Below are 22,962 nucleotides of genomic sequence, written 5' to 3' on the forward strand. Positions count from 1 at the left end.
GGTGCTGAGGCGGACAATCAGGCCGGCGGACGTGGACTCCCCGGGGCAGCTCGGAGAGCTGCTCGACCGGCAGGCCTATCTCGCGGACGAGGGGCTTGCCACCGTGGCGTTCCTGGCGCTGCGGATGGGACGCCCGCTGCTGCTCGAAGGCGCGGCGGGGGCCGGCAAGACCGAGCTGGCCAGGACGCTCGCCGCCGTGCTGGAGGCGCCGTTGATCCGGTTGCAGTGCTACGAGGGGCTCGACGGGCCCCAGGTGCTCTACGACTGGGACTTCGCCCGCCAGCTCCTGCACCTCAAGGCCGCCGAGGCGGGCGGGGTCACCGACGCGGCCCGGCTGGAGGGGGAGGTCTACGACCGGCGCTTCCTGATCGCCAGGCCGCTGCTGAAGGCGGTCGAGACCCAGCCCAGCGTGCTGCTCATCGATGAGATCGACCGGGCCGACGTGGAGTTCGAGGCGATCTTGCTGGAGGTGCTGTCGGACTTCGCGATCTCCATCCCCGAGCTCGGAACGATCCGCGCCGAGACGCCGCCGGTGGTCGTGCTGACCTCCAACCGCACCCGCGAGGTGCACGACGCGCTCAAGCGGCGCTGTCTCTACCACTGGCTGGAGCACCCCTCCTTCGACAGGGAGGTCGCCATCCTGCTACGACGCCTGCCCACCTGCTCGGAGACCCTCGCCGAGCAGGTGGCCGGGGCCACCGGCCGGCTCCGTCGGGCGGGTCTGGTCAAGCCGCCCGGGATCGCCGAGAGCCTCGACTGGACCGAGGCCCTGATGACGCTCGGTGCCCGCGAGCTGGACCCCGACCTGGCGGCTGCGACGCTGGGCGCCCTGCTCAAGCACCGGGAGGACCACGAGGCCGTGCTCGGGAACGGGTTCTTCGGTGATCCACATGGTGAGTCACGTGGCTGACATCCGCCCTCCCGGGGAAATCCCTCCGCCACCGGGCGCGGGGACGGCGCGGGACCTGGTCGCCGTCATGACCGGATTCGCCAGGACACTGCGCGCCGCCGGGGTCCCCGCCGATCACGAGCGGACCCAGAGCCTGCTGCGCGCGCTGTCCCACCTGGACGCCGCCAGGCCGCGCGACGTCTACTGGGCGGGCCGGTTCACCCTGTGCGCCTCCGCCGACGACCTGCCCCGTTACGACCGGGTCTTCCATGCCTACTTCGGCGGGCTGCGAGCCGGCCGTCCCCGGCGGGCCGCGATCACCGTCGTCAGGTACACCGCCGTCCCGTCCGGCGCCCCAGGCGGAGAGGGCGGCGACCGCCCGGTCCGGGCGGCGGGCGCGAGCGCCGCGGAGGTGCTGCGTCACCGGGACGTGGCCAAGATGACCGGGGCGGAGCTGGCCGAGGTACGGCGGCTGCTCGCCCTGCTCGAAGTGGGGCGCGAGCGGCGCAGGTCGCGGCGGTTCGGGCCGTCCCACCGGGGGCGGCTGGACGGCGGGGCGACGATCCGCGAGACCCTGCGGCGCGGAGGGGAGACCGCCAGGCTCCGCTACCGCACCCACCGGACCAGGCCCCGCAGGGTCGTGCTGCTGGTCGACGTCAGCGGCTCCATGACCCCCTACGCCGACACCCTGCTCCGCCTCGGCCACGCGCTGGTCCGATCCGAGCCCCGGGCCACCGAGGTGTTCAGCGCGGGCACCCGGCTCACCCGGCTCACCGCGGAACTGCGCCACCGCGACCCGTCCACCGCGATGGACGCCGCCTCCCGGGCCATCCCCGACTGGAGCGGCGGTACCCGGCTGGGCGAGGAGATCGGAAGACTGCTGGAGACGAACGACGCGGAAGGCGCGGTGGTCGTGATCGCCTCGGACGGATGGGAACGGGGCGACGTCTCACTGCTCGGCGCGCGGATGGCCAGGCTGTCCCGGACGGCGCACCGGGTGATCTGGGTCAACCCGCACAAGGGCCAGGAGGGCTACCAGCCGCTCACCGCCGGGATGCGCGCCGCCCTGCCGTACGTCGACGACTTCGTGGCCGGGCACAGTCTGGCGGCCTTCGCGGATCTGGCCGGGCTGCTGGGAGGGGCCCATGCGTGAGGTGCTGTCACAGATCGTGCGGTGGTGGGAGTCCGGGCGGACGTTCGGCCTGGCCACCGTGGTGAACACCTTCCACAGCGCGCCCCGGCCGCCGGGAGCCTCGATGGCCGTCTTCGGCGAGGAGGCGGAGGGCAGCGTCTCGGGCGGCTGCGTCGAGGGCGCCGTCTACGAGCTGGCCCGCGAGGTGGTCGCCTCCGGCGCACCGGTCCTGCGGCGCTACGGCGTGAGTGACGACGACGCCTTCTCCGTCGGGCTGACCTGCGGCGGCATCCTGGACGTGTTCGTCGAGCCGGTGTCACGTGAGACGTTCCCCGAGCTGGGAGAGGTCGCGGGGGCGGTGCGTGGGCGCGAGCCGGTGGCGGTGGCGACCGTGCTGTCCGGGCCCGGGGCCGTCGGCGCCCGCCGGGTGATCTGGCCGGAGCGCTCCTCGGGCTCGCTGGGCGTGCCCCGGCTGGACGAGGCGGTGGACGACGACGCGCGGGGCATGCTCGCCCAGGGGAGCACCGGGGTCCGCCGGTACGGCGCGCGGGGCGAGCGGCGGCTCGACGACCTGTCGGTCTTCGTGCACTCCTTCGCCCCGCCGCCCCGGATGCTGGTCTTCGGCGCGATCGACTTCGCCGCCGCGGTCGCCAGGATCGGCAAGTTCCTCGGCTATCACGTGGTCGTGTGCGACGCCCGCCCGGTCTTCGCCACCGCCAAGCGCTTCCCGGAGGCCGACGAGGTGATCGTCAAGTGGCCGCACGACTACCTGAGCTCGATCACCGTGGACGAGCGGACCGCGATCTGCGTGCTCACCCACGACCCCCGGTTCGACGTCCCGCTGCTGGAGGTGGCCCTGCGCACCCCCGCGGGCTACGTCGGCGCGATGGGCTCACGCCGCACCCACGAGGACCGCCTGGTACGGCTCGCGCGAGCGGGGCTGGACGAGGTCGAGCTGAAGCGGCTCCGCTCGCCCATCGGACTGGACCTGGGGGCCCGGACCCCCGAGGAGACCGCGGTCTCCATCGCCGCCGAGCTGATCCAGCTCCGCTGGGGCGGTTCCGGGCAACCACTGACAGAAGGCTCCGGCCGGATCCACGGGGACGGTCCCCGTGCGTGGACGGCCGGGGAGAGGAGAAGGACTTCGTGAGATCGGCGAGTGCCGGACTGCTGTTGGCGGCCGGATCGGGTTCCCGGCTGGGAAGGCCGAAGGCGCTGGTGGAGTTCCGCGGTGAGCGGCTGGTGGACCGGGGGATCCGGATGCTCCACGACGGCGGCTGCCATCCCGTGGTGGTCGTGCTCGGAGCCGTCACCGTGCAGGTCCGGGGGGCGGTGGCGGTACGGAATCCGCGCTGGTCCTCCGGGATGGGCTCCTCGCTCCGCATCGGCCTGGACGCCCTCCCCGGCGACGTGGAGCGGGTGGTGATCGCCCTGGTGGACCAGCCGTTCATCGACCCCCAGGCCGTGGAGCGGCTGATCGGGGCAGGGCGTGACGGCGCCTCGGTCGCCGTCGCCAGCTATGGCGGGCGGCCCAGGAACCCGGTGCTCATCGCCAGGGAGCACTTCGCCGAGGTCGCGGAGCTCGCGGTCGGGGACGTCGGTGCCCGGCCCTTTCTGCGGGCCCATCCCGAGCTGATCACCGAGGTCGCCTGCGACGACGTCGGCGACCCCATCGACATCGACACTCAGGCGGACCTGTCGGCCCTGCACGCCCGGTGAGACCGCCGTGCGCCGCGGGCCGCCGGCCCCGGGGGCCGGCTCACGGCCGGCCCGCGGCGCGGCCGTACGGTCTCATGAGCGGGGGGTGTTCTCCCACAGCCGCAGGGAGGCGACCGCGGCCCGGTGGTCGCTGCCCGCGGCGCGCTCCACCCCGGCGCCGGTCGCGGTGAGACCCCGGTAGAGGATGTGGTCGGGGCGGGTGACGGGGAACGACGACGGCCAGGTGAAGCCGAAGCCGGAACCGGCCTCCTGCTGGGCGTCCGACAGCGGCGGCACCAGGCCGGAGCGTTTGCGGTCGGTCGTGGCGGTGTTGAGGTCGCCGAGCAGGAGCAGGTGCCTGCTGGCGTCCCCGTCGATGATCTTGCGGACGTAGCCGAGGTTCTCGTCCCGCTGGGCGGTCTGGCCGGGGCGGGCCGAGGCCAGGTGCATGACGTAGACGGTCAGCCTGCCCTTGGGGGTCTCCACCACCGCGCGCAGAGCCCGCGCCCAGTCCAGGCCGATGTCCACCTTGTGGGCCCGCAGGATCGGGAAGCGGCTCCACAGGCCGACCGTGGTCACCTGGTAGCGGTGCGGGAAGCGGCTGTCGAGCATCTTCGCCGCCGGACCGCCGTCGGTCAGCTCCTGCACCGCGACCAGGTCCCGGTTCTGGGAGACGGCCCGTACGGCCTGCGCCGAGTCCGCGTTGGCCGCTCCCACGTTGAGCGTGACGACCGACACGTCGCTCGGCCCGCCCGGTGAGGTGCGCAGCAGCGCCGGGCCGAACATGACCCCCCACGCGATCGCCGGGAGCAGCGTGGTGACGAGCACCCGCCACGAGCGGGTGAACGCCGCTCCGACCAGCAGCAACGGCACCGCGGCCCCGAGCCAGGGGAGCAGGCTCTCCAGCACCGGGGTGAATCCGCCCAGTTCAGGCAGTAACCGGTGGCCGCAGAGAACGAGGGTGAGCGCCCCCGCCATCACGATGATCGACCGCCTCAGCACATCGCCCCTCGCCCGTCCGTGTCCGTCCCGCGTGCGCTCCGCCTCGACGGCTCCCCTCCTGCCCTGGGATCCGTACGCTACCGGGCCGGCGCCGAGGATGCGGAGCTTGTGCTTTACCGGTGAGTCGATACCCTTTGCCGCGAAGGTAACGGAACATCATTCGGTTCTGCGGGTGCGGGAGGATGGTCTCACGATGCGTATCGGTATGGCCCTGAACTACTCAGGAGGCTTCAAGGAGACGGTGGCCGAGCTGGCCGACTACGAGAGGGCCGGCCTCGACATCGTCTTCGTCGCCGAGGCGTACAGCTTCGACGCGGTCAGCCAGATGGGCTACATCGCGGCCAAGACGGAGCGTCTGCAGATCGCCTCGGGCATCCTGCCGATCTACTCCCGGACCCCCGCCCTGCTGGCCATGACCGCCGCGGGCATGGACTACGTCTCCGACGGCCGCTTCACCCTCGGCCTGGGCGCCTCGGGGCCGCAGGTCATCGAGGGCTTTCACGGCGTGCCGTACACCGCGCCGCTGGGCCGTACCCGCGAGGTCGTCGAGATCTGCCGGCAGGTCTGGAAACGCGAGCGGCTGGCCTACCAGGGCAGGTACTACACCGTCCCGCTCCCGGCGGACCAGGGCACCGGCCTGGGCAAGTCCCTGAAGATCATCAACCGTCCGGTCCGCGACCGCATCCCCATCGTGATCGCCGCCATCGGCCCCAAGAACGTCGAGCTCTCCGCCGAACTGGCCGAGGGCTGGGAGCCGATCTTCTACTTTCCGGAGAAGGCGGCCGACGTCTGGGGCGCCTCCCTCGCCGCCGGAAAGGCCAGGCGCGACCCGGCCCTGGGCGAGCTGGACGTCATCGCCCAGGCCGCGCTCGCCATCGGCGACGACGTGTCGGACTGGCTGGAGCTCGGACGCCCGATGGCCGCGCTCTACATCGGCGGCATGGGCGCCAAGGGCAGGAACTTCTACAACGACCTCGCCCGCCGCTACGGCTACGAGCGGGAGGCCGAGCGGATCCAGCATCTCTACCTCGACGGCAGGAAGGACGAGGCCGCCGCGCTGGTTCCGCGGGAGCTCCTGGAGAAGATGTCCCTCATCGGCCCCGAGGGCCACGTCCGCGACCGCCTTCAGGCGATGAGGGAGTCGGGTGTCACCACCGTCAACGTCACTCCCCTCGGCCGTACCCACGAGGAACGCATCCGCCTCATCGAAAAGGTCAGAGCCCTCGCCTCCTGAACCCGCCTCCTGGCCTGCCGCCTTCTGACATCCTCCGGCCGGGTCCCCGGCCTGGAACCTGGGGGGACCCGGCCGTGAACCCGCCTGCGCTCCGGAAGGTGCGGGAACGGCGCCGGTGAGGGTGGCGGGGACGGTGCTCAACCGTTCGGGATGAACGGATATGGATCTCTTTTTCATTACATGTCTGTACATGTGCTCGTTTGAGGCGCATGGACCGTTCCCAACTGCCACTCTGGTGCCGCCGTGCCACGGCTTTCCCTTTCTTCCCTGGAGTGCTCATGCGTTTGAAAACACCTCTTGCGATCCTCGCCACCGCCGTTCTCGCGGTCGGTCTGTCCAGCGTGACCACGGCGTCGGCCGCGCAGACGGCGGTCGCCGGTCAGGTGTTCTGCGTGAACAAGACCACCAAGATCGTCCGTGCGCTGAAGGCGTGCAACCCGAAGACCGAGCGCACCCTGACCATCGAGGAGGCTCAGCAGGGCATCGCCTCCCAGGGGCCGCGCGGAGAGCGCGGCCTGCAGGGCGCGCAGGGAGAGCGCGGCCTCACCGGGCAGCAGGGGCAGAAGGGCGACCCCGGCAGGGACGGTGTGGACGGAAAGCCCGGAGCGCAGGGGGAGCCCGGTAAGGCCGGGGAGACCGGAGCGCGGGGCGACCCGGTCCCGCCGGTGCCAAGGGCGCCGACGGCAAGCCCGGCGCCGACGGCAAGGGTCTCGACGGGCCTTTCGTCCTCGATCTCTCGGGCATCCGCTCCCTGTGCGACTGGGACGGCAGCGTGAAGGGTTACCCGCGCCTGAAGTGCACCTTGATGCTCAAGTCCGGCACCCCGGCCCCCGGGTCTTCCTCGTCGCCGTCCTCCACTCCCACCGCCTCCACTCCGCCCCCCCAGTAACGCGAGACGGGGAGCGCCCACCTCCGGGTGGGCGCCGGCTGGCCGGCGGCGGCCGGGGACCTGACGGCTCCCGAGGTCGCCTCGGCCGCCGCGGCCACGCCGCGGCGGTGCGCCGCCGGCCGCCGCCCCGTGTTCACTCCGCTGGCACAATGGTCTGACGCGGGGGGCCGGAGTGAGCTCGGATGACCGGTCCCTGAGCACGCCGGCCGGCATCGGCGAGGGTGGGCAACCGTCGGCAACCCCTGCGGGGTCCGCCCTGGCGGCGGGATCCGGCCCGGGAACGTTACCGGATGTCGACTATTGGAGGATTCGTGCGGGTCATAGGCTTCGATCACCTGGTGATCAATGTGCGGGACGTCGAACGCGCGCTGGAGTTCTACTGCGGATCCCTCGGTCTGGAACCGGTCCGGGTGGAGGAGTGGCGGGCGGGGAAGGTCCCGTTCCCGTCGGTGCGCGTGGGCCCGGCCACGATCATCGATCTGCTCGGCCGCTCCCGCGGGGAGTCCAACGTGGATCACATCTGCCTGGTCGTCGAACCGCTGGACTGGGAGCAGATCATCGACTCGGGTGTCTTCACCGTGCTGGAAGGCCCGGTCGGCCGCTTCGGCGCGCGGGGCGAGGGGCAGTCGATCTACGTGCGGGATCCGGACGGTAACACCGTCGAACTGCGCTGGTATCCGCAGGACGCCGGACGGTGAGTCCCGCCTGGCGCGTCCTTCGCCCGCGCGCCCACCGGCGTCGGAGGTCCACCGCCGCGGCGTAGCGGAACAGTGGATGAGGAAGCCGGCCGCCGACGGCCGGCCCGAACCCCCGCCCGAACCCCTGCCCTCCGTCACCGGCCCGCGCGGAGGCCGAGGCGCCGTCGACGCCGGCCTCACCGCGCGACGGAGGTCCGGCATCGGATCACGACCGTCCGGGACGTCATCCGGTCTTTACATATCTCGCAGCGCTCCGTCCATGGCATGCCGTATCGGCTGATTTCGCCAATGATGTCCTTTCGAGGAGACGCTTTTCCCCTGCGCGGCCGGATTCATTCTTTCGCCGCCATTTCAGGCGGTGACCGGACCGGGCCGCATGTCGCGTTCTATCATTTGGCCCTGTCGTGCCGAATTTCTGATCGGCGACGCCTGTTTCCGTGAACCATTGAAACCGGGGTGCCATGAAGGAGAGGAATGCCTGGTAAGGCCGGTAAGTGGAAGGGGAAGGCATCTGTTCTTTCTCGCGGCGGCAGATCACGTCCACGGGGCGCCCCCGCCGAGGGTCACGAGAAACGGGCGTTGAGCTGGACGAAGTGGGGGACGATCGCCGGGATCGTCAGCACGGTAATCGCGGTGATAAGCATTGTCTTCTTTCTGGCGGACCGGCTGGCCCCTCCGGAGGCCGTGCCCCGGACTCCGGTTCCGCGGACCTCGGGGGAGGACTCGCCGCCGAAGCCGGATTCGACCTGTCCCCGCGGGTCGGTCTGCCTGTGGCCCGGCTGGGAGTCCGCGGGGAAGATCTGGGTGTGGTCGCCGGGGATGGGGCAGATGATCAAGCTGCCCGGCTATCTGCGCGATCACGTCGGGTCGTTCGACGCTCAGGCCCCGGCCTGCTTCGTGGACACCGAATCCGGCGAGAGGCGGTCGGCCGCCGTGCAGGACTGGAGTGAAAGATATACCGATGTCGGCAGGTTCGGCCGTATCATGGACGTCATTAGAATCGCCTGCTGACGCCCGCCGGGAAATCGCGCCCCCGGTTCGCCGGGTTACCGCATGGGTGAATCCCGATTTTTCAAGGAATGTTCCGATATGCCATTTCGGTGAATTTCCAGCCATACGGCTCAGGCCCCGATCCCGCCCGGACGGCTGCGATTCGCGACGCGCGGGCGCAGAGGTGCCGCGTCTCCTCCACGGAGGCTCCTTGGCCCGAGGCCCCGAGGCCGGGGTCTTTCCCGGCGTCCGGGTTTTTCCGATTTTCCCGCTGCCAGGGGACGACATCGGCGAAAACCGTCCATAGCATGCAGGTTATGACCCTCATCCACGCTCAGCGCCGCGCCCGCCTGGCGGCCCTGCTCCCCGCTCACGGGGCGGACGCCCTCCTGGTCAACCGGGGTGTCAACGTGCGCTATCTGACCGGCCTGGCCAGCTCCAACGCGGCCGTGCTCGTCAGGGCCGGCGCGGACGCCACGCTGGCCACCGACTCCCGCTACGCCGAGACCGCCCGGCGGGTCTGCCCCGACATCGAGGTGATCGAGGAACGCGACGTCATCGGGCACCTGGTCGCGCTGGCCGACCGGGTCGCCGTCGAGGCCCACCACATGTCCGTCGCCGACTACTTCCGGCTGGGGGAGGACCTGCTCCGGGTCTCCGGGCTGGTGGAGTCGGTCCGCCGGATCAAGGACGAGGAGGAGATCGATCTCATCCGCACGGCGTGCGAGCTCACCGACCAGGCCTTCGCCGACGTGCTGCCCACGCTGAGGCCCGGCGTGACGGAGCGGGAGATCGCCAGGGGGCTGGAGCGCCGGATGATCGAGCTGGGCGCGGAGAAGCCAGCGTTCGACTCGATCGTGGCGAGTGGCCCCAACGGCTCGATCCCGCACCACTCGCCCTCCGGCCGGCCGCTGGAGCGCGGCGATCTGGTCACGATGGACTTCGGGGCCCTCTACGGGGGCTACCACGCGGACATGACCCGGACGGTGGCGATCGGTGAGCCCGCGCAGTGGCAGCGCGAGCTGTACGACCTGGTCCGCGCGGCGCAGCGTGCCGGCCGCCACGCCGTACGGGCCGGCGCGTTCACCCACGAGGTCGACGCCGCGGCCCGTGATCTCATCGCGGAGGCGGGCTACGGCGAGCGCTTCGGGCACGGTCTCGGCCACGGTGTCGGGCTGGAGATCCACGAGGTGCCGTTCCTCGCTCCGGCGAAACCGGAGTCCGACCTTGAGCACGCTAGACTAGAGGATCGAGTTCCGGTCACCGTTGAGCCTGGGATCTACCTACCGGGCAGGGGCGGCGTCCGCATCGAAGACACGCTCGTGGCGCGTGATGACGGACCGGAACTTCTCACACGGACGACCAAAGAGCTGCTTGTCCTTTAAAGAGCGGCCGTACGCAGGAGAGAGCTAGTGGCGACGACGAACGACCTGAAGAACGGCCTGGTGCTCAAGCTCGACGGCGGTGAGCTCTGGGCGGTCGTGGAGTTCCAGCACGTCAAGCCCGGTAAGGGTGGTGCGTTCGTCCGCACCAAGCTGAAGAACGTCATTTCGGGCAAGGTCGTCGACAAGACCTTCAACGCCGGCGTCAAGGTCGAGGTGGCCAACGTCGACAAGCGCGAGATGCAGTTCTCCTACATGGACGGCGACGAGTTCGTCTTCATGGACACCGAGACCTACGACATGCTGCACGTCTCCCGGACGGCCGTCGGCGATGCCGCCGACTATCTCCTGGAGAACATGCTCGCCACCGTGGCCGTCAACGAGGGCAACGTGCTCTATGTCGACCTTCCCGCCGCCGTCGAACTGATCATCGCCGAGACCGAGCCGGGCCTTCAGGGTGACCGCTCCACCGGCGGCACCAAGCCCGCCAAGCTGGAGACCGGCGCCGAGATCAAGGTGCCGCTGTTCATCACGACCGGCGAGAAGGTCAAGGTCGACACCCGCACCGGCGATTACCTCGGCCGCGCCTGATGTCGGCGCGGGGTAAGGCTCGCAGGCGCGCGCTGGACATCCTGTTCGAGGCGGAGGCGCGCAGCCAGGATCCGCTGAGCGTCCTCGCGGAGCGGTTGGAGCGGGCCGAGCCGCCCGTCAACGAGTACACCGCGACGATCGTCGAGGGCGTGTGCCGTCACCGGGCGCGCATCGACGAGTTGATCACCACCTACGCCGAGGGCTGGACGCTGGACCGCATGCCCGCGGTCGACCGCAACCTGCTCCGCGGCGGCACCTACGAGCTGCTGTGGATGCCCGACGTCCCCGAGGGCGTCGTGATCAGCGAGTGGGTGGGCCTGGCCTCCGAGTTGTCGACCGACGAGTCGCCGCAGTTCGTCAACGGCCTCATGGCCCGTTTCAAGCAGCTCAAGCCGTCCCTGGCGCTGTAGCCGTGCTCCGTACCCGTGGGGGGCCGGGGTGCCGGTTCCTCCACGAGTATGCTCCGGGGGCCATATGCTGATTTTCCGTATTTTGCTCCTCGCTCCACCGCGGTCCCCGCCCGTGCCGGGGAAAAACTCAACCGGGTACGGGTATGGATCGCCCTTGGACGGCCCCGCCGACGGTCCGGCGTAGGCTGGGCTCGTCACCCCATAAGAGGAGGCGATCTGAAGTTGCGCGCCGTAGGCATCTCGCGGCCCGCAGGCACCCCTGCGGTCCGCACGGCCGTGGTCTGGGACGTCCTGAGGGCGGTGCTCGCCGACCGGGTCTCCGCGACCGGCCGAGATCGGCTCGACATCGTCGACGCCGGAGGCGGCACCGGTGGCTTCGCCGTACCGCTGGCGGTTCTCGGGCACGCCGTCACCGTTGTCGACCCCAGCCCCGACTCGCTGGCCGCGCTCGAACGCCGGGCCGCCGAGGCGGGGGTGACCGTGCGCGCCCTGCAGGGGGACGCGGCGGACCTGGGGGAGCTCCTCCCCGTCGACGGCGCCGACCTGGTGCTGTGCCACAGCGTTCTGGAGTACGTGGAGGATCCGACCAGCGCGCTGACGGCCATGGCCGGTCTGCTCCGCGCGGGCGGCGCGATCAGCGTGCTGGCGGCGAACCCGCTCGCCGCCGCCCTACACCGTTCCATAGCGGGCCGGTTCGACGAGGCGTCGCAGGTTCTGGACGATCCCGAGGGCCGCTGGGGTGACCGCGACCCCACCCCCCGGCGCTTCACCCGCGAGGCCCTCTCCCGGCTCCTGGCCGCGACCGGCTTCCAGCCCGGTGAGGCCCACGGGGTGCGGATCTTCGCCGATCTGGTGCCCAGCCGCCTGGTCGACGGTGAGCCGGGGGCCGCGCGCGCGCTGGTCGCCCTGGAGCAGGCCGCCGCCGGTCACCCCGTGCTCCGCGACATCGCCACCCAGTTGCACATCCTCGGTCGCCGGTGATCCCACCGCCGAACATGTGTTCTCATATAATGACCTCGTGTCGAGGAAACAGCAGGTGCCCCCAGGCGGTGATCATCCCGCCCAGCCGTGAAAAATACTCCCGGGTCTCCCACGGCGTCATGGAGATCTTCCGCACGTTCACCCCCGAGGTGGAGCCAGTCGCCTCCGACGAGGCGTTCCTGGACGCCGGCGAGGCGCGCAAGCGGCTCGGCCCGCCGGCCGCGATCGCCGCGATGATCCGCGAACGGGTCGCGGCCGAGCACGGGATCACCTGCTCGGCCGGGGTGGCCAACAGTAAATTCGTGGCAAAGCTCGCCTCGCGGCACTGCAAGCCGGACGGCCTGCCGGCGGTGCCCGCCGACAGGGTGGTGGACTTTCCCCATCCGCTCCCGGTGGCGGCCCTGTGGGGCGTGGGGGAGCGCACGGAACGTTCCCTGAGCCGGTCCGGGATCAGGACGGCCGGCGACCTCGCCGAGGTGCCCGTCGAGACGCTCCGGCGCGAGCTCGGGCAGGCCGTCGCCGCTCACCTGGCCGCGCCGGCCGCCGGGCGCGACGAGCGCCCGGTGACCCGCTACACGCCCGACCGGGCGATGGACAGGGCGGTCCGCAGGTTCGGTCGTGATGCGGTGGTCCCGGCGTCGCTTGTTTGCCCGCCGTTTGATGGAATAGATCTATGACACCGCCTCCGGTTTGGACTACGTTGGACGTTTTCTTTCGTCTACGTCTACAGCCTCGTATTCTGGGGATAACCGACCGCGAGGTTCGGACACCCCGTGTCGTCCGTCACCGTCTTCCCCGTCCTGGGGCTGTCCTTGGGAGGCGCCGTGCCGCTCTCTGAGCACGAGCAGCGCTTGCTCGACCAGATCGAGCAGGCCCTCTACGCCGAGGACCCGAAGTGGGCCAATACCGTACGGATCAGTGATCCGCGCAGCCACTACAAGCGTCGCCTGGTGAAGGCCTCCATCGGCTTCGTCCTGGGCGTTGTCCTGTTGATGGTCGGCGTCGTGAACTACATCCCGCTCGGCGTCGGCGGTTTCGTGGTCATGCTCGCCGCGTGTCTGTGGGGTCTGTCCAGCTGGAAGCGGATGAACGGGTTCGGTGAGGCCCCCGCGGCCGGGCCGTCCGCTCATCCGAGCAGGGTGGGCCGCCGCGGGGGTTCCCGGCCGAGTTTCATGGAGCGGATGGAGGAGCGCTGGCGCCGCCGGCACGACGAGCGTTAGCGCGGCCGATCCCCCTGAGACCGGCCCCGTGGAGACCTCGCCGGTGGTTTTGAGAGCAGGCCCGGCGGCCGGTGTGAGGCCGCCGGGCTGACGGGGCCGGGGCTGTCCCTTGTGACGACCGTGGGCCGCCTCCAGCGGAGGCGGCCCCACCCGAATCACCGGCCTTGCCCACGTCCCCCACGACGACCGGCCGGTTTCCGCCGCGGTCAGCCGCTCCGCCGCGCCGGCCCGCGCAGCCGGAGGTTCTCCAGCCGGTCGAAGCCGTCCAGCACCCGTCCGCCCAGGGCCCGCATCCGCCGCAGCGTGGAGGGCGGCAGCAGCACCGCGCGGATCCGCCTGCCCCGTGACACGGTGCCCGCCAGCGCCCGCCGTACCCGCCTGAGGTCCTCCCGCAGCGGGCCGACCTCGCCGGGGGTCCTGGCGAAGAGCATCCGCTCCACCGCCGTGGCGATCCTCGACATCGAGGCCGAGGTCTCCGCGTCGAACCCGTACTGCTCGGTCAGCCGCCCGGCCAGCGCCCGGGGGCTCTCGCTCGGCTGCCGGGACATGCCGTAGTCGCACAGCGCGTCGTCCAGCTCGGCCCAGGCCGCCGTCATCGCCGGCTCCCACCTGCCGGATGCGGCCTCCACGGCGCCACCGGGGCCGGCCACCCGGGAGTAGGCCCTGCGCCGGCGGGCGAGCACCTGCCGGCGCAGCATCGCCGGGATGAGGGCGACCAGCAGCACGGCCGCCACCCCGGCGCCGATCCCGGCCGCCACCGGCATGCCCTCGTCCACCGTGATGGGGCCCCCGCCGTACTCGCGGTCGAGCATCAGGTCCCGGCGGTTGCGCGCCGCCCCGCCGGGGAGGTCCGTCTTCTCCGGGCGGGCGCTCTGGGCCGGGATCGGCTCGCCGTCGCCGGTCCTCACGGTCTGCGGCCGGCTGTAGGGCGGCACCGTCGCGCTGCCCTGGCCCGCGTTCCCGGCCGGGGTGGGCTCGAACCGCAGCCATCCGGTGCCCTCGAAGTAGAGCTCGGGCCAAGCGTGCGAGTCGTGCGTGCGGACCTGCCAGCGACCGTCGACCCTGCTGCCCCCGGTGTAGCCGATGGCGACCCGGGCGGGGATGCCCAGCACCCGTGCCATCACCGCCATCGACGCGGCGAACTGCTCGCAGTATCCGGCCCGGTTGCGGATCAGGAAGTCCGTCAGCGCCTGGTCGTCGTGCCCCTGGGCCGACAGGCTGTAGGTGAACCCGCCCTTCGCGGTGAAGAACTCCTGTAGCTGGACCGCCTGCTCGTAGTGGCCGGCACCACGGTCGGTCACCCGTAGGGCCAGCTCCCGGACCTCCCGCGGCAGGTCCGTTGGCAGCCGCAGGTACCGCTCGCCGATCTGCGGGGGCACGGGGCCGGAGGACTTGAGCGTCTCCGCCGTGGGCCGGGGCTCGGCGCTGACGACCGTGTAGGTCAGTCCCCGCGCGGTGTCGGAGGTGGAGAACACCATGAGGGTGTCCCGGTCGGGCCGCCAGTCCCCCTCCACGTCGACCCGCGCGGGCGGGTAGGGCAGCGGCAGGAACTTCAGGTTCCCGACCTCGTCGCTCACCGTGACCCTGGTCGTCGCCTGGGCGACGGGCACGGTCCCGTTCTGGCCGGGCGGCGGGGGCAGCGGCCCCGCGGAGGTCCGGTCCTCCGGGCGGCCGTTCGGTCCGGTCATCGTCCACTGCCGGCCGTCGAAGACGTCCAGCGAGTACGTCCGCAGGTAGCGCGGGGCACCGTCGTCGGTGGCGTAGGTCAGCAGGGTGGTGTTGCTCGGCAGTGACAGCTCGCCCCGCAGGTGGACGATCGGGTTGGGGATGCTGATCGAGTTGCCGCCCCGGCCCTTGCCGCCGCCCGGCCCGAACCCGAACAGCGGGTTCGCCTCCAGGGGAGGCAGCAGCGCGGGCAGCGCAACGGCCAGCACGATCGCGGTCAGGCCGATCCGCTTGCCCGACAGCCGCAGCGAGCCCGCGTCGGAGGCGCCCGCCGGAGTGGTGAACGACGGGGAGGTCCTGCGGACCAGCACCGCCCGGCCCCAGTGGCCGAGCCGTTCCCGGCCGTCCGCCACCAGCAGTCCCAGGTAGCCCAGGGCCGCGACGATGAACGCCAGCCAGCCGACCGGTTCGGCGAGCACGGCCACCGGAACGGTGAACAGCGCCAGCAGCGGCAGCCCGGTGAGCGCGGCCCGGCGCATCCGCGAGGCCAGCAGGTCGACTGTGATCGCGATCAGCCCGATGCCGCCGCAGGCCAGCGCGGTGATGCCGGTGTCGGCCGGGACCGGCGCCGCGATTCGCGGGATGTCGGCGAAGCCGGAGGCCAGCAGTTTCGCCAGGTGGACGACCGACGCCCTGGTGGGCACCACCCCGGCCCACGCCTTGCCGGCGGCGAACACCGCGGTCAGGTAGACCCAGACCGCGGCCAGCTGGACCAGCGGCACCAGCCAGTTGGGCAGGGTGTGGCGACTGGCCGCCATGCCGACCCCCGTCACCACCAGGATGACGCCGAGGCTCGTCCAGAACCAGGCGCCTCCCTGAAAGAGGGGGTGGAGCACGACGGTCACCGCGGCCGTGGCCACACCCGCCGCGATGGGAAGTCTCATGAGCCGCCCCTGTTGAGTGCGAACCGCTCCCGCCGCGCGGCCTGCGGCCACACGCCGGCGATGGAGGCGTCCGCGGGCAGCCGTACGACGCGCCACCCCGCCCCGGAGAGCATCGCCTCCGCCGCCCGGTGCTCTCCGTCCCGGCCGGGTTCGGGCCGATCCCAGGTGGTCAGGTCCAGCATCACGGCCACCCCGGTCATGTTGCCGTGCCTCGTCCTGGCCAGCGCCTGGGCCTGCTCCGGGTCGACCGCGCCGAGCACCGCCACGATCAGCCCGTCACCGCCGCCCTGCCGCAGCGCGGCTATGCCGTGCTCAAGGGAGCGCGCCGGGCTGTTCCGCACCACGGCGAGAGTGTCCAGCAGCGCCAGGCTCAGCCCGGTGTCGGTGAGCCGCTCGGAGCCCTGGTCGGTGACCAGGCGCAGGCCGAGCCCCTCGCGTGCCAGGTGCACGCCGATGGAGGCCGCGGCCGAGACCGCGGTCTCGAACGACGAACGGGGGCCCTCACCCCGGTGCGCGATCCGCCGGGTGTCCAGCAGCAGCGCGCCCCGGCTCTGCCACTGCTGCTCCTCGCGCCGGACCATCAGCTCGCCGTACCTGGCGGTCGAGCGCCAGTGCACCCGCCGCAGGTCGTCGCCCTGCCGGTACTCGCGCGGCGCGACGTCGTCGTCGCCCGCGGCCGCCACACTCCTGGTATGGCTGTCGCCCCCGCCCGTCCACTCGCCGGAGAGCCGCACGTGGGGCAGCGCCACGACCCGCGGGGTCACCACGAGCGTGTCACTGATGCTGAACGACCTGGTCAGCTCGACGAGGCCGAACGGGTCACTGATCCGCACGGTGAGCGGGCCGATGCCGAAGCGGCCGCGCAGATCGGACCTGACCCGGTAGTCGATCTCCCTGATCCCCTGAGCCTCCACCCTGTCCAGCACGAATCTGGGACGTGCCCCGAGCGCGGGGGGAACGGTGTCCTCGATCATCAGCAGGCCGGTCGGCAGCCGGGTGACGTTCTCCAGCCGCAGCGTCACGGTGGCCTCGCCGCCCAGCTGGACCCTGGGCGGGTCCAGGCGTCGCGCGCAGCTCAGGCGGTAGCGGGTGCGGCTGACCACCATGGCGGCCAGCAGCGGCAGGGAGACGATCAGCACCGCGACCCTGAACAGGTCGTACTCCCCGAGGAGGAGGGCGCACAGCAGCGCCGCGACGCCGGACGCGAGGAAGGACCGGCCGCGGGCGGTGAGCGCCCTGAGGCCCGAGATCACCGTACCTGTGCCTCTGGTACGGGCACCCGGTGGACCAGGTCGGCCATAACCTGCTCGGGCATCCGGCGCTGGCTCTGGGCCTCGACGCTGGGCAGCAGCCGGTGGGCGAGCACGGGGACGCACAGCTCCTGCAGGTCGTCCGGGATGACGTAGTCACGACCGCCCAGCGCGGCGTGCGCCCGGGCGGCCCGGACCAGTTGCAGGGTCGAGCGAGGGGAGGCGCCGAGCCGCAGGTCGGGGGAGTGACGGGTGGCGGTCACCAGGTCGACGGCGTACTTCTTGATCGGCTGCGAGACGTAGACCGCGCGCACGGCCTCGATCAGCGCCCGGACCTCGGCGGTGCCGGCCACCGGCTCCAGCTTGTCCAGCGGGGAGGCGGCGCCGTGCACGTCGAGCATCTCCATCTCGGCGCCGGGCGCGGGGTAGCCCATCGCGATCCGGGCGGTGAAACGGTCCCTTTGCGCCTCGGGGAGGGGATAGGTGCCCTCCATCTCGATGGGGTTCTGGGTCGCGATCACCATGAAGGGGCTGTCCAGCCGGTAGGTCGCGCCGTCGACGGTGACCTGGTGCTCCTCCATGCACTCCAGGAGCGCCGACTGCGTCTTCGGCGACGCCCGGTTGATCTCGTCGCCCACCACGATGTTGGCGAACACCGGGCCGGGCTTGAACTCGAACTCCCTGGTCTGCTGGTTGTAGGCGCTCACGCCTGTGATGTCGCTGGGTAGCAGGTCGGGGGTGAACTGGATCCGGCGGGCCGGGCAGTCGATGGCTCGGGCGAGGGCCTTGGCGAGCATGGTCTTGCCGACTCCGGGCACGTCCTCGATGAGCAGGTGGCCTTCGGCGAGGAGAACCGTCAGGGTCAGGCGTACGACGTCGCTCTTACCCTCGATCACCGACTCGATCGCCTGGCTGATCCGCTGCGCCGTGACGACCAGGTCATCGAGCCGAGGTGAGACGTCATGGGTTACTGCCACCAGGCCTCCATGAAGCTGCGGCGGTTTCTCGCCGGGGGTTCGTATTCCAGGGCCTTTACGGTCCCTTTTTCCATTGTGGGTATCGACCCTACGACGCTGCGGGTTCCCGAGCGACTCTATGTGGGCATTAAGGCTGATTCCGGGTGAACAGCCATAGTGTGCGAGCTCAGGGTGCCGTTCCGGTGGGAAAGATGTACCGATCTCGTGACAGACCGGCTCGCGGAGGTGGCGGGCCGATCGGGGAGTGAGGCCGCGGCACGCTCCACTTCCCCCCGGCCTCGCCCATCGGTCGATTCCCAGCTTGTCCGGCTATCGCTCACCTTCTCGACACGCCCGTCCAGCAGAGGGGGCCGCCCACCCCCTCCACTCCGCTCCACCCATTCTGAGCTGGGAAAATAACCGCCAAACCGGCCGTGGAGAGCCGCGGAATCAGTTGACGGTGGGGAGAAGTGGAGTATGGTGGTGCGCAGTGGAGAGCAGGGGCCACAGAGCCACGCGCTCCGCTAGGCACGGGAGGTGAAGCCGGTGTTCCTCGGCACTCATCACCCGCGCCTCGATGACAAGGGACGGCTGTTCCTGCCGGCGAAGTACCGTGAGGAGCTGGCGGAGGGTCTGGTGATCACCAAAGGCCAGGAGCGCTGCCTCTACGTTTTTCCCGTAGAGGAGTTTCAGCGCATTACCGAGGCTCTGCGCACCGCGCCGGTGACCGCCAAGGCGGTCCGCGACTACAGCCGCGTCCTCTTCGCCAGTGCGTCCGACGAGGTCGCCGACAAGCAAGGCCGGGTCACCATCCCGCAGGCTCTGCGCGAATACGCCAGCCTGTGTCGTGACTGCGTGGTCATCGGCGCCAACACCCGGCTGGAGATCTGGGACGTGCACGCCTGGGACACCTATCTGGCCGACCAAGAGCAGGCTTTTGCCGACCTGTCGGAGGAGGTGCTGCCAGGGATTCTGTGATTCCACGGTCGACTCATCGGTGAAAACGTCGTTCGGCGAGGTCTCCACCCGCAACCACACCACAGCTGTCAGCTGATGCACCTTCCCCGGTGTCAGGTGACGGCGAATGCACGGATGCGGATGGGGACCTGGCCGGACGGCCCCCGGGGGTGGGAGCCAGTAACGACACCGGTGAGCGTCCGCCGCACAACCGCGAGCGAGGCGGCGAGAGGGGGGTTGCGCTTCATGCGCGCCGAAAACGACAAACATGATCTTCTGGCCTCGGGTGGCCACGTGCCCGTGATGCTCGGCCGCGTGCTGGAGCTTCTGGCGCCCGCGCTGTCGGGGCCCGACCCCGTCCTGGTCGACGCCAACCTGGGTCTCGGCGGCCATGCCGAGGCGCTGCTCGCGGCCCACCCCTCACTGCACCTGATCGGGATCGACCGCGACCCCACCGCGATCGAGCGCTCCACGGTCCGGCTCGCGCCGTACGCCGACCGGATCACGCTGGTCCGGGCGGTCTCCGACGAGCTGCCCGAGGTGCTCGCCCGCGCCGGCCGCCCCCGGGTCAACGCGGCACTGTTCGATCTGGGTGTCTCCTCGCCCCAGCTGGACGAGGCCGAGCGCGGCTTCGCCTACTCCTACGACGCGCCGCTGGACATGCGGATGGACCGGGATCAGGAGCTGACGGCCGAGATCGTGGTGAACACCTACCCGGTTCCGGATTTGATCAGAATTCTCCGGGATTACGGTGAAGAGCGATTCGCTCCGCGTGTCGCACACCTAATCAGCAGGGAACGGGCCAAGGAGGCCATAACGTCGACCAAGCGGCTTGCGGAGATTGTCCGTACGGCGATCCCCGCGGCCACTCGACGGACCGGGGGCAACCCCGCCAAAAGGACTTTTCAGGCGTTGCGGATCGAGGTGAACGCGGAGTTGACGGCACTGGAACGCGCACTCCCCGCCGCGCTTGACGCACTGACACTCGGCGGGCGCGTGGTCGTGCTCGCCTACCACTCCCTTGAGGACCGGCTGACCAAGCAGGTTCTCACGGCGCGAACCAGGGAGACCGGGCCGCCAGGGCTGCCCGTTCCACTGCCGGCTCACCAGCCGCGGTTCGCCCTCCTGACCAGGGGAGCCGAGCTTCCGAGCGAAGAAGAGGTGGCCCGCAACCCGCGGGCGGCCTCTGCCCGGTGTCGGGCGGCAGAGAGGATCCGTGAGGCAGTTGACGAGGAGTGAAGCAGAGGTCCGCCGCACCGCGCCCGGTCGCGGCGGACGGCCCGCGCGCGTCCCCCGCGCCGTCCCGCAGGGACGCAGGACCAGGCCGGTCAGGGCCACGCCCGCCGCTCCTCCCCCGGGCCGGCCGGTCACGTCGCCGGCACCGGCCGCGGCCAGGCAGTCGCGGCCGCCACGCGCTCCCTTCGTGCTGCTCGTGGTGGGCCTGCTCTGCGGTGGCCTGGTCAGTCTCCTGCTGCTGAACACCGTCCTCGCCCAGGACTCCTTCAGGGCGAACGAGCTGCGTAACGCCAACAACCAGCTCCGCCAGAAGAAGGAGGCGCTCAAACACGACAACATGCGGCGGGAGATGCCCGCCTCGCTCTCGGAGAGCGCCCTCGTCCAGAACCAGAGGCCGGACTGGGACAAGGCCTACGTCCTCACCCCCGATCGCGTCCCCGACCCCGCCGTCCCCGTCACCCTCGGCCGCTCCGCCGACAGCCGCTCCGCCGATGGCGACCGGACGTCCGCAGGACAGGAGCGAGTGCCGGGCACGGGCCGGTGAGGGAGACCGGCGGCTGGGGCGCCGGTCCCGGCCGGGGCGGTTCCGGCGGTGGATCCGCCGGAGGCTCCGGCCGCCGGACACCCGGCGGTCCCGGCCGTACGGCCAGGCCGGCCGGTCCGGACGCCACCGGAAAGCCGGACGCCACCGGAAAGCCGGGCAGGGACGGCCAGGGCGGGCCCGACGGCGCGGCGGGCACCGGCACACCCGCCTCCTCCGGCGGAGCGCCCGGATCCGGCAGGCCCGGCCGTTCCGGGGGAACGGGCCGGCCGCGTCCCGAGGGAGCCCCGGGCAGGCCGCCCGGTCCGGGTAAGCCGCGCTCCGAGGGAGCCCCGGGCAAGCAGGCGGGGGCCGGATCCGCGCGCGTCGAGGGCGCCGGCAGGTCCGGCAGGCCCCCGGCGGGGCCGGAGGCGGCGCGCGGGCCAAGGCGTCCTCCGAGGGCGGGGGAGTCGGCCTTCGCCGGGCGGGGGCGTCCCGGTCAGGGGCGCGGGCAAGAGCGGCCGGGCACCAGAGGACGGCCGGGCGGCATGCCGCCCCGGCCTCCGGTGCGCCCCCCGGCGGTGCTGCGCCTGGGCAACCCCGGCAGGCGGATCAGCGTCGGCCTGATCGGGATGACCTTCGTGCTCTCCATCTTCGCCGGACGGCTCATCCAGCTCCAGGGCCTGGACTCCAAGGTCTACGTGGCCGAGGCCGCCAAACAGCGGGTCCAGGGCGAGAAGCTGCCCGCGCGGCGCGGGTCGATCACCGACGCCGGCGGCCACGAACTGGCGCTGACCCTGGAGGCGCGTGAGATCTTCGTCGATCCGGGGGAGGTGGAGCCCGAGCAGCGCGACCGGGTGGCCACGGCCCTGGGCGCCGATCTGGGCATCCCTAAGGAGCAGATCATGGCCAAACTCGCCGCTCCGGGTCACTATCAGCCGGTGGCGGCGGCCGTCGACCCCCCCGTCGCCCAGCGGATCATGGATCGTGACTTCAAGGGTGTCGGCAGCAAGCACCGCTACCGGCGCGACTACCCCGGCGGCGATCTGGCGGGCACCCTGCTCGGCTTCGTCGGCAGCGACGGCACGGGCCTGAGCGGGCTGGAGAGCACCTACAACAAGGTGCTCGCGGGCCGTGACGGCCAGCAGTTCATCGAGACGGGCCGCGAGGGGCAGCGCATCCCGATGACCCGCAGCACGCTGGAGACGCCGGTGGAGGGCAGGGACGTACGGCTGACCATCGAGCGCGACATCCAGTGGGCCGCCCAGAAGGCGATCACCGACCAGGTCCGGGCCACCGGGGCGCGCACCGGCAGCGCCATCGTCATGGACGTGCAGACCGGCCACCTGCTGGCCATGGCCAACGCCCCCGAACTGGACCTGAAGAACTGGCAGCGGACCCCCCAGGAGGACTGGGTCAACCGGTCGGTGACGGACGTGTTCGAGCCGGGCAGCACCAACAAGGTCATCACCGCCGCGGCCGCCCTGGAGTCGGGGGCCGTACGGCCCGAGAGCGCGTTCTCGGTCCGTGACAACATCAGGTGCGCCGACCGGGTGCTCAGGGACTCCCACCCGCACCCGCCGGAGCGGCTGACCTTCTCCGGCGTGGTCGCCACCTCCAGCAACGTCGGCACGATCCTCGCCGCGCAGAAGGTCGGCGACCAGAGGCTGTACGACATGCTCAAGCGCTTCGGCTTCGGCAGCCGGCCCGGGAGCGGCCTCCTCGGCGAGGAGGCCGGGCTCCTGCCGGACTGGCGCAAGTGGTCGGGCAGCCAGCGCTGCACGATCGCCTACGGCCAGGGCGTCTCGGTGACCGCGCTGCAGACCGCCAGCGTGTACCAGACCATCGCCAACGGCGGCACGCGTGTCACCCCGCGGGTCGTGGCCGGCACCACCGCCGGCAACGACGTGTTCGTCCCGTCCCCGCCCGGCAAGCGGACCAGGGTGGTCGGCGAGCGCACGGCCAGGGAGGTGGCGGGGATGCTGGAGGCCGCGGTGAGCGCGGAGGGCACCGGTAACCTCGCCGCCATCGACGGCTACCGCGTGGCCGGCAAGACGGGCACCGCGATGCGCTACGACGCCAAGTGCCAGGGTTACTGCGGATACACTTCGACATTCGTCGGCTTCGCCCCGGCGGACAAGCCCCGCCTGGTCGTCCTGGCGGTCATCCAGGATCCCCAGAAGGGGCACTACGGTGGGGAGATCGCCGCCCCGGTTTTCAAGAAAGTGATGACGTTCGCGTTGAAGAGCAAGAAGATCCCGCCGACCGGAACCAAGCCGCCCACGGTGCGGATACGCGCCGGGGAATGATGAGGGAAG

24 protein-coding genes are annotated in these 22,962 nt (G+C 71.4%); 18 read left to right on the forward strand and 6 right to left on the reverse strand.

Going from position 1 to position 22,962, the window contains the following annotated elements; translation table 11 throughout:
- The first annotated feature begins 1 nt into the window (after nucleotide 1).
- The 4 genes from ABZ194_RS00445 to ABZ194_RS00460 are packed head-to-tail and all read left to right on the forward strand — an operon-like array spanning nucleotide 2 to nucleotide 3,740.
- A complete protein-coding gene (locus tag ABZ194_RS00445; protein ID WP_355589999.1) occupies nucleotides 2-910 on the forward strand; it encodes a MoxR family ATPase in 909 nt (302 codons plus the stop codon).
- Nucleotides 903-2,042: a VWA domain-containing protein gene (locus ABZ194_RS00450; RefSeq protein ID WP_355590002.1), complete on the forward strand. Its 1,140-nt coding sequence runs from the start codon at nucleotides 903-905 to the stop codon at nucleotides 2,040-2,042. The genes ABZ194_RS00445 and ABZ194_RS00450 overlap by 8 nt, the downstream gene beginning before the upstream one ends.
- Nucleotides 2,035-3,171 carry an XdhC/CoxI family protein gene (locus tag ABZ194_RS00455; RefSeq protein WP_355590005.1) on the forward strand — a complete coding sequence of 379 codons (1,137 nt, stop codon included), beginning with the start codon at nucleotides 2,035-2,037 and terminating at the stop codon, nucleotides 3,169-3,171. Before ABZ194_RS00450 ends, ABZ194_RS00455 begins: the two co-directional genes overlap by 8 nt.
- On the forward strand, nucleotides 3,168-3,740 hold the full coding sequence (locus ABZ194_RS00460) for a nucleotidyltransferase family protein (protein WP_355590008.1): 573 nt from the start codon (nucleotides 3,168-3,170) through the stop codon (nucleotides 3,738-3,740). Before ABZ194_RS00455 ends, ABZ194_RS00460 begins: the two co-directional genes overlap by 4 nt.
- Nucleotides 3,741-3,812: 72 nt before the next feature.
- Here the strand turns inward: ABZ194_RS00460 and ABZ194_RS00465 are convergent, their stop codons facing one another.
- Complete coding sequence (locus tag ABZ194_RS00465) at nucleotides 3,813-4,721, reverse strand: endonuclease/exonuclease/phosphatase family protein (protein WP_355590011.1); 909 nt, start codon at nucleotides 4,719-4,721, stop codon at nucleotides 3,813-3,815.
- Between the two features lie 193 nt (nucleotides 4,722-4,914).
- Between ABZ194_RS00465 and ABZ194_RS00470 the strand changes: the two genes are divergently transcribed.
- Entirely contained in the window at nucleotides 4,915-5,955 is a 1,041-nt protein-coding gene (locus ABZ194_RS00470; RefSeq protein WP_355590014.1) for an LLM class F420-dependent oxidoreductase, read from the forward strand.
- Between the two features lie 278 nt (nucleotides 5,956-6,233).
- Nucleotides 6,234-6,731, forward strand: a complete 498-nt coding sequence (locus ABZ194_RS00475) for a hypothetical protein (RefSeq protein ID WP_355590017.1) — start codon at nucleotides 6,234-6,236, stop codon at nucleotides 6,729-6,731.
- A 4-nt stretch (nucleotides 6,732-6,735) separates the two neighbouring features.
- On the opposite strand, the gene ABZ194_RS00480 is transcribed toward ABZ194_RS00475, so the two are convergent.
- The gene (locus tag ABZ194_RS00480; RefSeq protein ID WP_355590020.1) at nucleotides 6,736-6,981 is read right to left on the reverse strand and encodes a hypothetical protein; all 246 of its coding nucleotides are present in this window, start codon (nucleotides 6,979-6,981) and stop codon (nucleotides 6,736-6,738) included.
- 174 nt (nucleotides 6,982-7,155) lie between these two features.
- Between ABZ194_RS00480 and ABZ194_RS00485 the strand changes: the two genes are divergently transcribed.
- Complete coding sequence (locus ABZ194_RS00485) at nucleotides 7,156-7,542, forward strand: VOC family protein (RefSeq protein ID WP_355590023.1); 387 nt, start codon at nucleotides 7,156-7,158, stop codon at nucleotides 7,540-7,542.
- 563 nt (nucleotides 7,543-8,105) lie between these two features.
- Here the strand turns inward: ABZ194_RS00485 and ABZ194_RS00490 are convergent.
- Nucleotides 8,106-8,378, reverse strand: a complete 273-nt coding sequence (locus ABZ194_RS00490; protein ID WP_355590601.1) for a hypothetical protein — start codon at nucleotides 8,376-8,378, stop codon at nucleotides 8,106-8,108.
- Here ABZ194_RS00490 and ABZ194_RS00495 point away from each other — a divergent pair.
- The 7 genes from ABZ194_RS00495 (at nucleotide 8,311) to ABZ194_RS00525 (ending at nucleotide 13,116) form a co-directional block, all read left to right on the forward strand.
- Nucleotides 8,311-8,553 (forward strand): hypothetical protein, encoded by a 243-nt coding sequence (locus ABZ194_RS00495; protein ID WP_355590543.1) that lies wholly within the window; start codon nucleotides 8,311-8,313, stop codon nucleotides 8,551-8,553. The genes ABZ194_RS00490 and ABZ194_RS00495 overlap by 68 nt on opposite strands.
- A 296-nt stretch (nucleotides 8,554-8,849) precedes the next feature.
- Nucleotides 8,850-9,917, forward strand: coding sequence for an aminopeptidase P family protein (locus tag ABZ194_RS00500; RefSeq protein WP_355590026.1), 1,068 nt, complete (start codon nucleotides 8,850-8,852; stop codon nucleotides 9,915-9,917).
- A 27-nt stretch (nucleotides 9,918-9,944) separates the two neighbouring features.
- On the forward strand, nucleotides 9,945-10,505 hold the full coding sequence (efp, locus tag ABZ194_RS00505) for an elongation factor P (RefSeq protein ID WP_355590029.1): 561 nt from the start codon (nucleotides 9,945-9,947) through the stop codon (nucleotides 10,503-10,505).
- Nucleotides 10,505-10,915: a transcription antitermination factor NusB gene (gene nusB / locus ABZ194_RS00510; RefSeq protein WP_086577701.1), complete on the forward strand. Its 411-nt coding sequence runs from the start codon at nucleotides 10,505-10,507 to the stop codon at nucleotides 10,913-10,915. The genes efp and nusB overlap by 1 nt, the downstream gene beginning before the upstream one ends.
- Nucleotides 10,916-11,137: 222 nt before the next feature.
- Nucleotides 11,138-11,896: a methyltransferase domain-containing protein gene (locus tag ABZ194_RS00515; protein ID WP_355590032.1), complete on the forward strand. Its 759-nt coding sequence runs from the start codon at nucleotides 11,138-11,140 to the stop codon at nucleotides 11,894-11,896.
- Nucleotides 11,897-11,925: 29 nt separating this feature from the next.
- A complete protein-coding gene (locus ABZ194_RS00520) occupies nucleotides 11,926-12,573 on the forward strand; it encodes a hypothetical protein (protein WP_355590035.1) in 648 nt (215 codons plus the stop codon).
- Between the two features lie 147 nt (nucleotides 12,574-12,720).
- Nucleotides 12,721-13,116 carry a DUF3040 domain-containing protein gene (locus ABZ194_RS00525; protein WP_355590546.1) on the forward strand — a complete coding sequence of 132 codons (396 nt, stop codon included), beginning with the start codon at nucleotides 12,721-12,723 and terminating at the stop codon, nucleotides 13,114-13,116.
- Nucleotides 13,117-13,322: 206 nt separating this feature from the next.
- On the opposite strand, the gene ABZ194_RS00530 is transcribed toward ABZ194_RS00525, so the two are convergent.
- Genes ABZ194_RS00530 through ABZ194_RS00540 form a run of 3 tightly spaced genes read right to left on the reverse strand, consistent with a single transcriptional unit; the run spans nucleotide 13,323 to nucleotide 17,952 of the window.
- Complete coding sequence (locus ABZ194_RS00530) at nucleotides 13,323-15,725, reverse strand: DUF3488 and transglutaminase-like domain-containing protein (RefSeq protein ID WP_355590038.1); 2,403 nt, start codon at nucleotides 15,723-15,725, stop codon at nucleotides 13,323-13,325.
- A complete protein-coding gene (locus ABZ194_RS00535) occupies nucleotides 15,722-16,978 on the reverse strand; it encodes a DUF58 domain-containing protein (RefSeq protein ID WP_355590041.1) in 1,257 nt (418 codons plus the stop codon). The genes ABZ194_RS00530 and ABZ194_RS00535 overlap by 4 nt, the downstream gene beginning before the upstream one ends.
- Nucleotides 16,975-17,952, reverse strand: a complete 978-nt coding sequence (locus tag ABZ194_RS00540; RefSeq protein WP_355590044.1) for a MoxR family ATPase — start codon at nucleotides 17,950-17,952, stop codon at nucleotides 16,975-16,977. Before ABZ194_RS00540 ends, ABZ194_RS00535 begins: the two co-directional genes overlap by 4 nt.
- Before the next feature lie 525 nt (nucleotides 17,953-18,477).
- Here ABZ194_RS00540 and mraZ point away from each other — a divergent pair.
- From mraZ to ABZ194_RS00560, 4 genes are all read left to right on the forward strand, one after another.
- Nucleotides 18,478-18,909, forward strand: coding sequence for a division/cell wall cluster transcriptional repressor MraZ (gene mraZ / locus ABZ194_RS00545; RefSeq protein WP_355590549.1), 432 nt, complete (start codon nucleotides 18,478-18,480; stop codon nucleotides 18,907-18,909).
- 225 nt (nucleotides 18,910-19,134) lie between these two features.
- Nucleotides 19,135-20,127, forward strand: a complete 993-nt coding sequence (rsmH, locus tag ABZ194_RS00550) for a 16S rRNA (cytosine(1402)-N(4))-methyltransferase RsmH (protein WP_355590047.1) — start codon at nucleotides 19,135-19,137, stop codon at nucleotides 20,125-20,127.
- On the forward strand, nucleotides 20,114-20,668 hold the full coding sequence (locus ABZ194_RS00555) for a hypothetical protein (RefSeq protein WP_355590050.1): 555 nt from the start codon (nucleotides 20,114-20,116) through the stop codon (nucleotides 20,666-20,668). The genes rsmH and ABZ194_RS00555 overlap by 14 nt, the downstream gene beginning before the upstream one ends.
- Nucleotides 20,665-22,953, forward strand: a complete 2,289-nt coding sequence (locus ABZ194_RS00560; RefSeq protein WP_355590053.1) for a penicillin-binding transpeptidase domain-containing protein — start codon at nucleotides 20,665-20,667, stop codon at nucleotides 22,951-22,953. The genes ABZ194_RS00555 and ABZ194_RS00560 overlap by 4 nt, the downstream gene beginning before the upstream one ends.
- Nucleotides 22,954-22,962: the final 9 nt, after the last annotated feature.

Source organism: Streptosporangium sp. NPDC006007, assembly GCF_040614315.1.
GTDB lineage: Bacteria > Actinomycetota > Actinomycetes > Streptosporangiales > Streptosporangiaceae > Streptosporangium.

What these genes read in the sequence shown, in the direction of transcription:
- ABZ194_RS00455 (WP_355590005.1), top strand. Translation starts at nt 2,035, where the DNA reads ATGCGTGAGGTGCTGTCACAGATCGTGCGGTGGTGGGAGTCCGGGCGG.
- ABZ194_RS00470 (WP_355590014.1), top strand. Translation starts at nt 4,915, where the DNA reads ATGCGTATCGGTATGGCCCTGAACTACTCAGGAGGCTTCAAGGAGACG.
- nusB (WP_086577701.1), top strand. Translation starts at nt 10,505, where the DNA reads ATGTCGGCGCGGGGTAAGGCTCGCAGGCGCGCGCTGGACATCCTGTTC.
- ABZ194_RS00475 (WP_355590017.1), top strand. Translation starts at nt 6,234, where the DNA reads ATGCGTTTGAAAACACCTCTTGCGATCCTCGCCACCGCCGTTCTCGCG.
- ABZ194_RS00520 (WP_355590035.1), top strand. Translation starts at nt 11,926, where the DNA reads ATGACCTCGTGTCGAGGAAACAGCAGGTGCCCCCAGGCGGTGATCATC.
- ABZ194_RS00500 (WP_355590026.1), top strand. Translation starts at nt 8,850, where the DNA reads ATGACCCTCATCCACGCTCAGCGCCGCGCCCGCCTGGCGGCCCTGCTC.
- ABZ194_RS00530 (WP_355590038.1), bottom strand. Translation starts at nt 15,725, where the DNA reads ATGAGACTTCCCATCGCGGCGGGTGTGGCCACGGCCGCGGTGACCGTC.
- rsmH (WP_355590047.1), top strand. Translation starts at nt 19,135, where the DNA reads ATGCGCGCCGAAAACGACAAACATGATCTTCTGGCCTCGGGTGGCCAC.